The following is a 12786-nucleotide window of genomic DNA, read 5'->3' as shown; positions in this document are numbered from 1 at the left end:
ATGTTCTCACTCTAGTAGAGAGGTCGATATTCAGTTTGAGTGGATGCCGGGAGCATGGGCCCCCGGCATCCCGAGGGCTTATTCGCCCTTGTTCTTCTGGACGATCTCGTCGGCCACCGCGCGGGGGACCTCGGAGTAGCTGTCGAACTCCATCGAGTAGACCGCACGACCCGAGGTCTTCGAGCGCAGGTCACCGATGTAGCCGAACATCTCCGACAGGGGCACGAGGGCGCGGACGATCTTGATGCCCGAGCCGTCCTCCATCGACTGGATCTGGCCACGGCGCGAGTTCAGGTCGCCGATGACGTCGCCCATGTACTCCTCGGGCGTGCGCACCTCGACGGCCATGAGGGGCTCGAGGATGACGGGAGCCGCCTTGCGCAGCGCCTCCTTGAAGCCCATCGAGCCGGCGATCTTGAACGCCATCTCGGACGAGTCGACGTCGTGCGACGCACCGTCGAGCAGGATCGCCTTGACACCCACGATGGGGTAGCCGGCGAGCACACCGACGTTCATCGCGTCCTGGAAGCCCTGGTTGGTCGGCTCGATGTACTCGCGCGGGATGCGGCCACCGGTGACCTTGTTCTCGAACTCGTACGTCTTGTCGGCCGTGACCTCGAGCGGCTCGATCGCGAACTGGATCTTCGCGAACTGACCCGAACCACCGGTCTGCTTCTTGTGGGTGTAGTCGTGACGCTCGACGGCCTTCTTGATCGTCTCGCGGTACGCGACCTGCGGCTTGCCGACGTTCGCCTCGACGCGGAACTCGCGCTTCATGCGGTCGACGAGGATGTCGAGGTGCAGCTCGCCCATGCCCTTGATGACGGTCTGACCCGTCTCGGGGTTGAGCTCGGTGCGGAACGTCGGGTCCTCTTCGGCGAGCTTCTGGATGGCGACACCCAGCTTCTCCTGGTCGGCCTTGGTCTTCGGCTCGATCGCGACCTCGATGACGGGCTCGGGGAACGTCATCGACTCGAGGACGACGGGCTCGGCCGGGTCGGCGAGGGTGTCACCGGTGGTGGTGTCCTTCAGGCCGATGACGGCGTAGATGTTGCCCGCGGTGAGCGAGTCGACCGGGTTCTCCTTGTTGGCGTGCATCTGGAAGATCTTTCCGATGCGCTCCTTCTTGCCCTTGGTCGAGTTGACGACCTGCGCGCCCGAGTCGAGGTGACCCGAGTACACGCGGACATAGGTGAGGCGACCGAAGAACGGGTGCACGGCGACCTTGAACGCCAGAGCGGCGAACGGGTCGTTGGCGTCGGGGTGACGCTCGATGATCTTCTCTTCGTCCTTCGGGTCGTGCGCCTCGATGGCGGGCACGTCGAGGGGCGAGGGGAGGAAGTCGACGACCGCGTCGAGCATCGGCTGCACACCGCGGTTCTTGAAAGCCGAGCCGCAGAGCACGGGGTACAGCTCGCCGGCGACGGTGAGCTTGCGGATCGCGCCCTTGATCTCGGCGACGGTGAGGTCTTCGCCACCGAAGAACTTCTCGAGCAGCGCGTCGTCGGACTCGGCGACGGCCTCGAGCAGGCGCTGGCGGTACTCGGCAGCCTTGTCGGCGAGGTCGGCCGGGATCTCCTGGATCTCGTACTTCGCGCCCATGGTCACGTCACCCTTGGCGTCGCCGGGCCAGACCAGCGCGCGCATCTCGACGAGGTCGATGACGCCCACGAAGTCGTTCTCGGCGCCGATCGGAAGCTGCAGCACGAGCGGCTTGGCACCCAGGCGGCTGACGATGGTGTCGACGGTGAAGTAGAAGTCGGCGCCCAGCTTGTCCATCTTGTTGACGAAGCAGATGCGCGGGACGTCGTACTTGTCGGCCTGACGCCAGACGGTCTCGGACTGGGGCTCGACGCCCTCCTTGCCGTCGAAGACCGCAACGGCGCCGTCGAGGACGCGGAGCGAGCGCTCGACCTCGACCGTGAAGTCGACGTGACCCGGGGTGTCGATGATGTTGATCTGGTTCTTGTTCCAGAAGCAGGTCACGGCGGCAGACGTGATCGTGATGCCGCGCTCCTTCTCCTGCTCCATCCAGTCGGTGGTCGAGGCGCCGTCGTGCGTCTCGCCGAGCTTGTGGTTGACGCCCGTGTAGAACAGGATGCGCTCGGTCGTCGTCGTCTTGCCGGCATCGATGTGCGCCATGATGCCGATGTTGCGGACCTTGTTGAGGTCGGTGAGCACTTCTTGTGCCACGGGCTGTTCCTTACGTTCGGTGGGGAGCGCCGGCCGGGAGGGTTCCCCCGGCCGGCGCCGAGAAGCTGTTTACCAGCGGTAGTGCGCGAAGGCGCGGTTCGACTCGGCCATCTTGTGGGTGTCTTCGCGGCGCTTGACCGCGGCACCCAGGCCGTTCGAGGCGTCGAGGATCTCGTTCTGCAGACGCTCGGTCATCGTCTTCTCACGACGGCCCTTCGCGTAGGAGACGAGCCAGCGCAGCGCGAGGGTGTTCGCGCGGTGCGGCTTGACCTCGACGGGCACCTGGTAGGTCGAGCCACCGACGCGGCGGCTCTTGACCTCGAGGGTCGGGCGGACGTTGTCGAGCGCCTTCTTCAGCGTCGCGACGGCATCCTGGCCGTTCTTGGCCTCGACACCCTTGAGAGCGGTGTAGACGATCGACTCGGCGATCGACTTCTTGCCGTCGACGAGGATCTTGTTGACGAGCTGCGTGACGATCGGAGCACCGTAGACCGGGTCGTTGACGACGACGCGGCGGGGTGCGGGTCCCTTACGAGGCATCTAACTCAACCCTTCTTTGCGCCGTAGCGGCTGCGAGCCTGCTTACGGTTCTTGACGGCCTGGGTGTCGAGCGCACCGCGGACGATCTTGTAGCGGACACCGGGGAGGTCCTTCACACGACCGCCGCGGACGAGCACGAGCGAGTGCTCCTGCAGGTTGTGGCCCTCGCCGGGGATGTAGGCGGTGACCTCGGTGCCGTTGCGGAGCTTGACACGTGCGACCTTGCGCATGGCCGAGTTCGGCTTCTTGGGCGTCGTGGTGTACACGCGGGTGCAGACACCCGCCTGCTGGGGGTTCGACTTCAGGGCGGGGGCCTTGGTCTTGGAGACCTTCGGCGAGCGACCCTTGCGAACCAACTGCTGAATGGTTGGCACGTTCTCTCCTTGTTGTGCTGCACGGTGACAGCGTCGTGGTTTCACCACAGATCCACCGGCGCGTCACGAATGCCGCGTTTTCGAGGGGTGGATATGCCGTGGGGGCGTCCTGTTCGCAGAACGATCCCGATTCGCGTGCTCCGTCTCGACCTGATCGACCGAGGCACGACGCAGGGCGCGCACGAGCGCACACCCGACCAATGATACGCCCCCACGGCGAGGCGGGCAAACGCCGATCGATACCGGTGGTATCGGCGTCAGGCGCCGGGGCGTTCGATGCGCAGTTCGGCGTCGCCGAGCAGGAACCGCTCGCCCGCAGGCGCGTCCGATCCCGGCTCCAGCTCGATCTCGGTTCCGAGGAAGTTGGTCAGCACGACGCCGTTGGTGGAGTGGAGGTCGGTGATGTGCCACAGGCCCGACCTCAGCTCGAGCCGGGCGTGCGTCTTGGAGACGGTGCGGGTGCGGTCCTCGATCGCGACGAGCTGCGCGCGGGGATAAGCGGCATCCGGCGCGGGCTGGCGTCCAACGATCGCGACGTCGCTCGTGAGGGGTGCGATCTCGCCGTCGGGCAGGACCAGCTGCCAGTACACCCGGCGCCGAGCCACCACGACGGTGTGGTCGACCTCGGCGTCGTCGGCCGTCTCTGCGCGGCGGAGCTGGGCCGGCACCGCCGCCTCCGCGGTGCGCGGAGCTCCAGCCGCCGGCGCGCCGATCACCGCCGAGACCTCGTCGGAGAGCTCGGGGAACTCCTCGGGCGTGCGCGCGAACGCCCGGCGGGCGATCGGTGTGGCCGGCACGGCATCCCACGTGCGGCGTCCGGCCCCGAACTCCGCCGCCGCGTCGGGGTCGGCGAACGAGGGGACGACTCCGGGGCGGTCGGACGCGGCCCGAGACGGGAAGGGCGACGGCGAGATGGCCGACACGTCGTCGATCTCGGAGGGCCAACGGGCGTCGTCGGAACCGTCGTCGTCGGTGTCGTCACCGTCGGCGGCATCGGCCACGTCGGGCGCGGGGCTATCGCCCGGACGGCTCGCTGCCGCTGCCGGCTCGCGCAGGATGGGGGCCGCCGTATCGCGGGGCGCCGGTTGCGAGAAGGCGGGGCGAGCATCCGGCTGCGGAGCGACCGGTTCGACAGCGGCGGAGGATGCGGCGGCGGATGCGTCTGCGGACGGGGCGGCGGCGGATGCGTCTGAGGGCGAGGCGTCGGCGCGACCCGCGGCGTCCAGCGTGACGGATGCCGGGGCGGGGGCGGGAGCGGCGGCGGGTTCAGCCGGGACGACGCGCTCAGCCGGCACAGCCGGTTCAGCCGGAACGTCGACGGCGGGGGCGAACGGCGGCGGCGGCGCCCAGGGTGAGGGCTGCAGGTCGGCGGGCGTCTGCTCGCGCTCGGGCGCGGACTCGTCCGACTCTCCGCTGGCGGCCAGCGGCGCGGGCGAGAAATGGCGCACCGAGAGGGTCGGGCTCGCCAGCGTCGGCGGAGCGACCGGCTCCGCGCGACGTGCGGCGGACCCTCGGTCGTCCTCGGCCTCATCGGCCTCGGAAAGGGGCGGCGTGAAGACCCACGGGGGCGGCGCGACCTCGGCTCGCTCCCCCCGCCAGCGGGCGGGGCCGAGGCCGAGGATGCTGGCCCAGACGACGAACAGCAGGGCGGCGAGCACCGTCATCCCGGCCCCGGCGCCGAATCCGCGGCCGATGCGGTGCGCGGACACGACGATCAGCACGTACAGCGCGACCCACCCGATCACGGGCACCAACCCGACCAGCACGAGCCACGGACTCAGACCCGCGATGCGCAGCACGACGGCGATGTTCAGCAGCGGCACCCAGCCCTGCCATGCGTCCTCGCCGGTCTTGCGGAACAGGCCGGCCAGCGCCAGCGCCGTCCAGACGTAGAGGACCGCACCCAGCACCGTCGAGAGCACGACGAGGAGGATGAGGAGCGATTCGTTGCCGGTGGAGGTCATCGCATCCCACGATAGGGCCCGCGCTGCGCACCCACCGCTCTCACGACTCGCGCCCCCGGTCGGCGCCCGGTTCGAACGGCGCGTCCAACGACCGGGTGAGTTCGGCGAGCATCGCCTCGATCTGCGGTTCGACGTGTTGCGCGATCGCCGCCTGGACGCGGAGGCGATGGTGCAGCAGCACGGCGCACACCTCCCGCCCGATCATGTTGGCGTAGTCGTCGGCCAGTCCGACCTCCTGACGCAAGGCGGCTTTGGCTTCGCCGCTGAGCGGGGGAAGCTCGGGCACGGCCTCGTCGGATTCCTCCGCCAGGCCGGAGATCGTGAAGAGGAAAGGCGCCCCCGCCACCGGTTCCGGGTCGAGCGGAAGCCCCTCGAACTCGGGTTCGAGGCCCTCCGACGGCCGATAGCTGCGTGCCCGGTTGCGCGCGGCCTGCTGGTCGAGCTCGGCCTGCAGCATCGGGAGGTTCCGCGCGGTGTACTCGGCGACGGCGGCGTCGATGATCGTCTTCATCCGGGTGGACAGGCCGTGCTGCACACCGTGCGGCACGTCCGCCCCGAGACCGACCGCCGAGAGCACCGGCGAGCCGAAGCACCGCCGGCACGGAGCCACGCGGCCGCGATGCGTCGCAGGCTGCCAGCGCGGCAGCCAGCGCAGCCAGGCATCCACCGCCTGGCTGACCTGGGTCTCGAGCGACCGCTCCACGGGGCTATTGTCGCTGATCCGGGCCGGTGGCGACGGGATTTCGCGTCATTCTTCCTCGTCGCGTTCCCACGCCCACCGCGGCGGGTGCGCATGCGTGCGCACGAGCGCCACCGCGATCCACCCGGAAGCGGCGGCGGAGACGACGAGGATGACGGCGAACCACGACACCGCGAATCCCCCCGCCGCGGCCACCGCACGAGCCGGATCGACGCCGACGGCCAGAGCGGTCACGACGAGCCCGGCGAGGTAGGCGAGCAGGGCGACGACGCCCGTCAGCGCGGAGATGGCGTACGACGGATGCGGCCCGCGCAGTGCGGTCGCGAGGACCGCGGCCAACGCGACGACCGCAGCCCCGAACCCGAGGGCGCCGGGGAGCGCCCCGAGCCCGCGGACGGCGATGACGTCCTCACCCGTCACCAGGCTCAGCACACCGAGGCCGCAGATGGCGAGCGCCCCGAAGCCCACGACCGCGAAAGCGGTGGCGAGCCCGGGGCGCATTCCGCCGGATGCGGTCGACATCAGTAGCGGTGCAGCTGGGGCCCCGCCTCGAGGGTGCGCTCGTACTCGCGCTGCGCCTCGGCGTTGAGCTCGGTGACCCGGCGGCCGCGGGCGGCGACCCACGCACCGAACCAGATGGTCAGTTCGCGGCCCGCGACGAGGGCCACGAGAGCGAGCGGCGCGAACGCCTGCTCGCCGACGATCGTCAACGCCTGGCTGGGAGCGATGGACCAGAACGGGGCCTGGAACAACTGGCCGAGGATGTGGCCCGCGTAGGAGGCGAAGCCCACGAGGAGCCCGAGGAGCACCCACAGGCCCCAGCGGCCGCGGTTGATGAAGGCGCCGAGGATCCAGAACGCGACGAAGAAGACCGCGACCGGCACCCAGAGCCACCAGGAGGTCGCTGCAGCGAGGGCCTGCTCGCCGATGTTGGCCGTGGTGACCTCGCCCCGGAGCGCGTCGATGCCCAGAGCGGCACCGAGGTAGATCAGGGCGAAGGCGATGGCGGCCAGCAGCCCGATCGCACCGGCGGCGCCGCGGTTGCCGCGCGGGGTGGGGGCCTCGGGAGCCTGTACGAAGATCGGCTGGGGAGCCGGCGTGGATGCCGCGGTGGTGTCTCGGACCGGCTCGCTCGCGCTCACACCGCTCGTACGGTCGGCGTGGTCGTCGGCGCTGTAGGCGCGCGTGGCCGTGTCGCTCGCGGCGGCTCCGCTCGCGGTGGTGGCAGCAGCGGCGCCGCCGGCTGCCGTGGCGGTACCGGCGGTGCCGTTCGCCGCGCCGCGGTCGCCGGATGCCGCCGCTCCGTCCGCGTCCCGCGGGGTGTCCCACTCGCTCGGGGTGTTCCACGCGTCGGAGGTCGCGGTCTGGCCCACGGTCTCGGTGCGCTCGTCGCGGGACGACGCCGCATCGATCCGCGCCGCATCGGCGTCGGAGGTCGCGTCATCGGTGACGGGTCGGTCGGAGGAGGACTCGACGCTCGCGGAGCGCTCGGGCAGGGCGCCGGAGCCGGAGTACGCGGCATCCCAGTCGTCGGCCGAGACCGCATCGCGCGACGCCTCGGCGTCGGCGAGCCCGGCGCGCGCGCTGCCGACAACGTCGTCCACCGGCTTCGGCTCTTCGACCGGCTCGCCGTACTTGGGGTCGCTCATGCGATGTGCTCCTCACGCGGTGGCCGATGCCGCCGCAGAGGCGAGGATATCCCGGCGATGCGAGCGGGCCGCGCAGGCGTGCCGACGTGTCTGCGCACCGGACTCCGCGGGCGCACGTATCGTCGTGCCATGACCTCGCGCGCCCTCCCCCGCCTCGCGCCCGCGGCCCTGCTCCTCGCGGCCGTGCTGCTCGCGGGCTGCGCCCCCGAGCCCGGCACCGCCGCGCCCGCGCCCGCCGCGACCACGGCGACCGGAACCGCCGCCCCGAGCCCCGCCGCGACGACCTCGGCCGAAGCGGGCGGCCCGCCCCCGGCGGCATCCGGGTCCGTCGTCTCGACGACCGTGCTCCCCCGCGACTGCGCCGGCATCCTCGGCGCTCCCGCGCGCGCAGCCCTGACCTCGGTGCCCCTGAACGACCCCGCATTCGGTGAGAGCGGAGTCCTTCCGGACGGGTCGCTGCGCTGCGTCTGGGCGGATCCCGGTGCCGACACGGCCAAGATCGTGACGACGATCTCCTACGGGTCGCAGAATCCCGTCGTCGACTTCCTCAACGAGCTCACCGGCATCGGGTTCACCTGCTACGAGCCCGCCGGCGGCGTGCGCTGCGAGAAGACCTGGCAGAACGCTCGCTATCCCGTCACCGACGGTCGCACGCTGTTCTTCCGCGACGGCGTGCTGATCGACACGCAGTTCTCGCACCTCGCGCCCGAGGGATACACGACGGGGATCATCGCGTCGCTCTGGCCCGTCGCCCCCGCCACGCCCACCCCCTGACGAGCGCTCGGACCCGTCCGCTCAGCGGGGCGCGAAGACCGCGTTCCCGACGCGGCTGGCGTACTGCTCGGGGAACCACCCGGTCTGCGACGTCGACACCCAGAGCCCGTTCGCGGCCTCGATGGTCTCGATGAGATCGCCCTCCGATCGCGAGCACAGCGTTCGCGCCTCCCGTTCGGAGCACGAGAAGCCTTGAGCGGGCAGAGCGGATGCCGCGATCGAGCCGGCATCCGTTCCCACCGCGGCCACGGTCGTCGAGATCGACCCGGCGTCGGCGGTCCAGACGCACGTGAATCGCACCTCGGGCGCGAGGGCCTCCACGAGCGCGGACGCCGTGGAGACGGGCGCGTCGTCGGTCTGGGCGAGCTCCGCACCCGGCGTGTACTGCATCGACACCCAGAGGGCCTCCGGGTACAGGTCGCGGCACTGCTGCGGGCCATCGTCGGCGGCGGCCTGACCACCTGCGGCGGCGCCACCCCCGATGAGGCCCATGCCGGTCGTGACGAGCGGCACCGTCAGGACCAGGAGCGCGCCGATGACGCCGGCGCAGATCACGCCGACGATCCAGGCGAAGACGACGTTCCGACCCCCGATGCGTGCCACGCCTCCACGGTAATCGGGCCGCTCCGCCTGCCGCCGACCGACACGACGAAGGGCCCCGGGACATGCCCGGGGCCCTTCGCAGGATCAGCGATCGATCAGTTGTAGCTGGTGAAGTCGCCGTCGGTGGAGAAGCTGTCGAAGTCGACGTAGCTCAGGTCGGCGTCGCTGTACGCGCCGTCCGACGCGAAGATGCGGTTGGGGTACCGCTCGCTCTTCGCCTCCTCCGTCGCCTCGACGGCCACATTGCGGTACTTCGCAAGGCCCGTTCCGGCGGGGATGAGCTTTCCGATGATGACGTTCTCCTTGAGGCCGACGAGCGGGTCGCTCTTGCCCTCCATGGCCGCCTGCGTCAGGACGCGGGTGGTCTCCTGGAACGATGCCGCCGACAGCCACGACTCGGTCGCGAGCGACGCCTTCGTGATACCCATCAGCTCGGGACGACCCGACGCGGGGCGCTTGCCCTCGGCCACGGCCTCGCGGTTGATCTGCTGGTACTTCTTGAAGTCCACCAGCTCACCCGGAAGCAGCGTCGTGTCGGCGTGGTCGACCACGGTGACCTTCCGCAGCATCTGCCGGACGATGACCTCGATGTGCTTGTCGTGGATCGGCACACCCTGCGAACGGTAGACGCCCTGCACGCCGCCGACGAGGTACTTCTGCACCTCGCGGGCACCCTGCACGCGCATGATGTCCTTCGGGTCCAGCGTGCCGACCTGCAGCGGGTCGCCGACCTCGACGTGCTGCCCGTCCTCGACGAGGAGGGTCGCACGCTTGAGCACGGGGTAGACCACGGGCTCGTCGCCGTTGTCGGGCGTGATGATGATCTTCTTCGACTTCTCGGTCTCGTCGATCGTCACGCGGCCGGTGACCTCGGAGATCGGGGACGCACCCTTGGGGGTGCGGGCCTCGAAGAGCTCCTGCACGCGGGGCAGACCCTGCGTGATGTCGTCGGCCGATGCCGAACCACCGGTGTGGAAGGTACGCATCGTCAGCTGGGTACCGGGCTCACCGATCGACTGGGCGGCGATGATGCCGACCGCCTCGCCGATGTCGACGATCTTGCCGGTGGCGAGCGAACGGCCGTAGCACTTCGCGCAGACACCGACGGCCGAGTCGCAGGTCAGGACCGAGCGGACCTTGATGGAGGTCACCCCGCCCTCGACGAGCTTGTTGATGAGCACGTCGCCCACGTCGTCGCCGGCCTCGGCCAGCACCTCGCCCGAGGGCGAGACGGCGTCGGCGGCGAGCGTACGGGCGAACACCGAGTTCTCGACGTTGGCGTCCTTGATGAGGACACCATCGGCGCCGGCTGCGGCGATCGGGAGCTCGAGGCCCTTCGACGTGCCGCAGTCCTCTTCGCGGATGATGACGTCCTGCGAGACGTCCACCAGACGACGGGTCAGGTAACCCGAGTCGGCGGTACGCAGCGCGGTGTCGGCCAGACCCTTACGGGCACCGTGCGTCGCGGTGAAGTACTCCGCCACCGACAGCCCCTCGCGGTACGAGGAGATGATCGGACGCGGCATGATCTCACCCTTGGTGTTGTTAACCAGGCCTCGGATACCGGCGATGTTACGGATCTGCAGCCAGTTACCACGGGCGCCCGACGAGACCATGCGGTTGATGGTGTTCTCGGCGGGGAAGTTCGCCTTCATGGCGGCCTGCACCTCGTCGGTGGCCTCGGTCCAGATCTTGATCTGCTCCTGACGACGCTCGGCGTCGGTCACGAGACCCTTCTCGAACTGGCCCTGGACCTTCGACGCGAGCTTCTCGTACTTCGAGATGATCTCGGCCTTGTTCGGCGGCGTCAGGACGTCGCTGAGCGCCACGGTGACGCCCGAACGGGTCGCCCAGTGGAAGCCGGCGTCCTTGATCCGGTCGAGGGATGCCGCGACCTCGGTCTTGGGGTACTCCTCGGCCAGCTTGTTGACGATCTGCGACAGCTTGCCCTTGTCGGCCTGCTCGCGGACGAACGGGTACCCCTTGGGCAGGGTGTCGTTGAAGATCGCCTGTCCGAGCGAGGCGTCGACCAGACCGTGGCGCTCGTAGCCCTCGGGGGCGTCGCCCTCGAGGAACGCGAGACCCGGGATGCGGATGCGGACCTTGGCCTGCAGGTCGAGGGTGCCCTCGTCCTTGGCCAGGATCGCCTCGCCGACCGAGCCGAACACGCGCCCCTCGCCCGCGGCACCCTCGATGACCGTGGTCAGGTGGTGCAGACCGATGATCATGTCCTGCGAGGGCAGGGTGACCGGACGGCCGTCCGAGGGCTTGAGGATGTTGTTCGACGCGAGCATCAGGATGCGGGCCTCGGCCTGCGCCTCGACCGAGAGCGGCAGGTGGACGGCCATCTGGTCACCGTCGAAGTCGGCGTTGAACGCCGCGCAGACGAGCGGGTGCAGCTGGATCGCCTTGCCCTCGACGAGCTGGGGCTCGAAGGCCTGGATGCCCAGGCGGTGCAGGGTGGGTGCACGGTTGAGCAGCACGGGCCGCTCGCGGATGATCTCCTCGAGCACGTCCCAGACCTCGGGACGCGTGCGCTCGACGGCGCGCTTGGCCGCCTTGATGTTCTGCGAGTGACCGAGGTCGATCAGGCGCTTGATGACGAACGGCTTGAACAGCTCGAGCGCCATCTGCTTGGGCAGACCGCACTGGTGCAGCTTCAGCTGGGGTCCGACGATGATGACCGAACGACCCGAGTAGTCGACGCGCTTTCCGAGCAGGTTCTGACGGAAACGTCCCTGCTTGCCCTTGAGCATGTCGGACAGCGACTTCAGCGCACGGTTGCCGGTGCCGGTGACCGGACGACCGCGACGACCGTTGTCGAACAGCGCGTCGACGGCCTCCTGCAGCATCCGCTTCTCGTTGTTGACGATGATCTCGGGAGCCCCGAGGTCGATCAGACGACGCAGACGGTTGTTGCGGTTGATCACACGACGGTAGAGGTCGTTGAGGTCGGAGGTCGCGAAGCGGCCACCGTCGAGCTGGACCATCGGACGCAGCTCCGGCGGGATCACCGGGACGACGTCGAGCACCATCGCGGCCGGCGACATGCCGGTCTGCAGGAACGAGTTGACGACCTTCAGGCGCTTGATCGCACGGATCTTGCGCTGGCCCTTGCCCTCGGAGATCTGCAGGTGCAGCGAGTCGGCCTCGGCTGCCAGGTCGAACGCGGCCAGGCGGCGCTGGATGCCTTCGGCGCCCATGTAGGCCTCGAAGTACTGACCGAACCGGTCCTGCAGCTCGTGGAAGACGTCGTCCTCCTGCTTGAGCTGGCCGACCTCGAGGGAGCGGAACTCCTCCCACACCCGCTCGAGGCGCGAGATCTGCTCGTCGAAGTTCTTGCGAACCGTCGACATGTCCTTCTCGGCGGAGTCCTTGGCCTTCTTCTTCTGGTCGGCCTTGGCACCGTCGGCCTCGAGGGTCGCGAGCTCCTCCTCCAGCTTGGCCAGACGCGTCGCCACGCGGGCGTCGCGGCGGTCGCCGAGGTTCTTGATCTCGAGGCGCAGGTTGTTCTCGTGCGTGGGGAGGTCGCGGTGACGCGCATCCTCATCGACCGAGATCACCATGTACGCGGCGAAGTAGATGACCTTCTCGAGGTCCTTCGGCGCCATGTCGAGCAGGTACCCGAGGCGCGAGGGCACGCCCTTGAAGTACCAGATGTGGGTCACGGGAGCGGCGAGCTCGATGTGGCCCATGCGCTCGCGACGGACCGAGGACTTGGTGACCTCGACGCCGCAGCGCTCGCAGACGATGCCCTTGAAGCGGACGCGCTTGTACTTTCCGCAGGCGCACTCCCAGTCGCGGGAGGGGCCGAAGATCTGCTCGCCGAAGAGGCCGTCCTTCTCGGGCTTGAGCGTGCGGTAGTTGATGGTTTCGGGCTTCTTGACCTCGCCGAAGGACCAACGACGGATGTCGTCAGCAGTGGCCAGGCCGATGCGAAGCTGATCGAAGGTGTGTGACTCGAGCACTGATTCTCCTGTGTCGGAATT

The 12786-nt window shown here is 69.3% G+C and carries 10 protein-coding genes; 1 reads left to right on the top strand and 9 read right to left on the bottom strand.

All coding sequences use genetic code 11. From position 1 onward, the window contains the following. Window positions 1-78: 78 nt before the first annotated feature. The 7 genes from fusA to ACPYN5_RS08970 form a co-directional block, all read right to left on the bottom strand. Window positions 79-2193 carry an elongation factor G gene (gene fusA / locus ACPYN5_RS09000; RefSeq protein ID WP_424448641.1) on the bottom strand — a complete coding sequence of 705 codons (2115 nt, stop codon included), beginning with the start codon at window positions 2191-2193 and terminating at the stop codon, window positions 79-81. A 69-nt stretch (window positions 2194-2262) separates the two neighbouring features. After that, complete coding sequence (rpsG, locus tag ACPYN5_RS08995; protein WP_023954027.1) at window positions 2263-2733, bottom strand: 30S ribosomal protein S7; 471 nt, start codon at window positions 2731-2733, stop codon at window positions 2263-2265. A 5-nt stretch (window positions 2734-2738) separates the two neighbouring features. Next, window positions 2739-3107, bottom strand: coding sequence for a 30S ribosomal protein S12 (rpsL, locus tag ACPYN5_RS08990; protein WP_013584051.1), 369 nt, complete (start codon window positions 3105-3107; stop codon window positions 2739-2741). 257 nt (window positions 3108-3364) lie between these two features. Beyond that, window positions 3365-5071 carry a DUF5684 domain-containing protein gene (locus ACPYN5_RS08985; RefSeq protein ID WP_424448640.1) on the bottom strand — a complete coding sequence of 569 codons (1707 nt, stop codon included), beginning with the start codon at window positions 5069-5071 and terminating at the stop codon, window positions 3365-3367. 40 nt (window positions 5072-5111) lie between these two features. After that, window positions 5112-5774, bottom strand: a complete 663-nt coding sequence (locus ACPYN5_RS08980; protein ID WP_424448639.1) for a spermidine/putrescine ABC transporter substrate-binding protein — start codon at window positions 5772-5774, stop codon at window positions 5112-5114. 45 nt (window positions 5775-5819) lie between these two features. Continuing rightward, a complete protein-coding gene (locus ACPYN5_RS08975; protein WP_424448638.1) occupies window positions 5820-6293 on the bottom strand; it encodes a hypothetical protein in 474 nt (157 codons plus the stop codon). Continuing rightward, a complete protein-coding gene (locus ACPYN5_RS08970; RefSeq protein WP_424448637.1) occupies window positions 6293-7420 on the bottom strand; it encodes an ABC transporter in 1128 nt (375 codons plus the stop codon). Before ACPYN5_RS08970 ends, ACPYN5_RS08975 begins: the two co-directional genes overlap by 1 nt. A gap of 129 nt (window positions 7421-7549) precedes the next feature. On the opposite strand from ACPYN5_RS08970, the gene ACPYN5_RS08965 reads away from it, so the two are divergent. Further along, complete coding sequence (locus ACPYN5_RS08965; protein ID WP_424448636.1) at window positions 7550-8194, top strand: hypothetical protein; 645 nt, start codon at window positions 7550-7552, stop codon at window positions 8192-8194. Between the two features lie 21 nt (window positions 8195-8215). On the opposite strand, the gene ACPYN5_RS08960 is transcribed toward ACPYN5_RS08965, so the two are convergent. Then, the gene (locus tag ACPYN5_RS08960) at window positions 8216-8797 is read right to left on the bottom strand and encodes an SH3 domain-containing protein (RefSeq protein ID WP_424448635.1); all 582 of its coding nucleotides are present in this window, start codon (window positions 8795-8797) and stop codon (window positions 8216-8218) included. A gap of 95 nt (window positions 8798-8892) precedes the next feature. Continuing rightward, entirely contained in the window at window positions 8893-12765 is a 3873-nt protein-coding gene (gene rpoC / locus ACPYN5_RS08955) for a DNA-directed RNA polymerase subunit beta' (RefSeq protein ID WP_424448634.1), read from the bottom strand. Window positions 12766-12786 lie beyond the last annotated feature (21 nt).

Source organism: Microbacterium arborescens (genome assembly GCF_049707515.1).
Classification (GTDB): domain Bacteria; phylum Actinomycetota; class Actinomycetes; order Actinomycetales; family Microbacteriaceae; genus Microbacterium; species Microbacterium arborescens_B.
Note: the sequence above shows the minus strand (reverse complement) of the source record. Positions and strands in the feature narration are given on the sequence as shown.

Excerpts from the sequence above, each read along its gene's own strand:
- rpsG (WP_023954027.1), bottom strand. The coding sequence starts at position 2,733 with ATGCCTCGTAAGGGACCCGCACCCCGCCGCGTCGTCGTCAACGACCCG.
- ACPYN5_RS08985 (WP_424448640.1), bottom strand. The coding sequence starts at position 5,071 with ATGACCTCCACCGGCAACGAATCGCTCCTCATCCTCCTCGTCGTGCTC.
- ACPYN5_RS08975 (WP_424448638.1), bottom strand. The coding sequence starts at position 6,293 with ATGTCGACCGCATCCGGCGGAATGCGCCCCGGGCTCGCCACCGCTTTC.
- ACPYN5_RS08970 (WP_424448637.1), bottom strand. The coding sequence starts at position 7,420 with ATGAGCGACCCCAAGTACGGCGAGCCGGTCGAAGAGCCGAAGCCGGTG.
- ACPYN5_RS08965 (WP_424448636.1), top strand. The coding sequence starts at position 7,550 with ATGACCTCGCGCGCCCTCCCCCGCCTCGCGCCCGCGGCCCTGCTCCTC.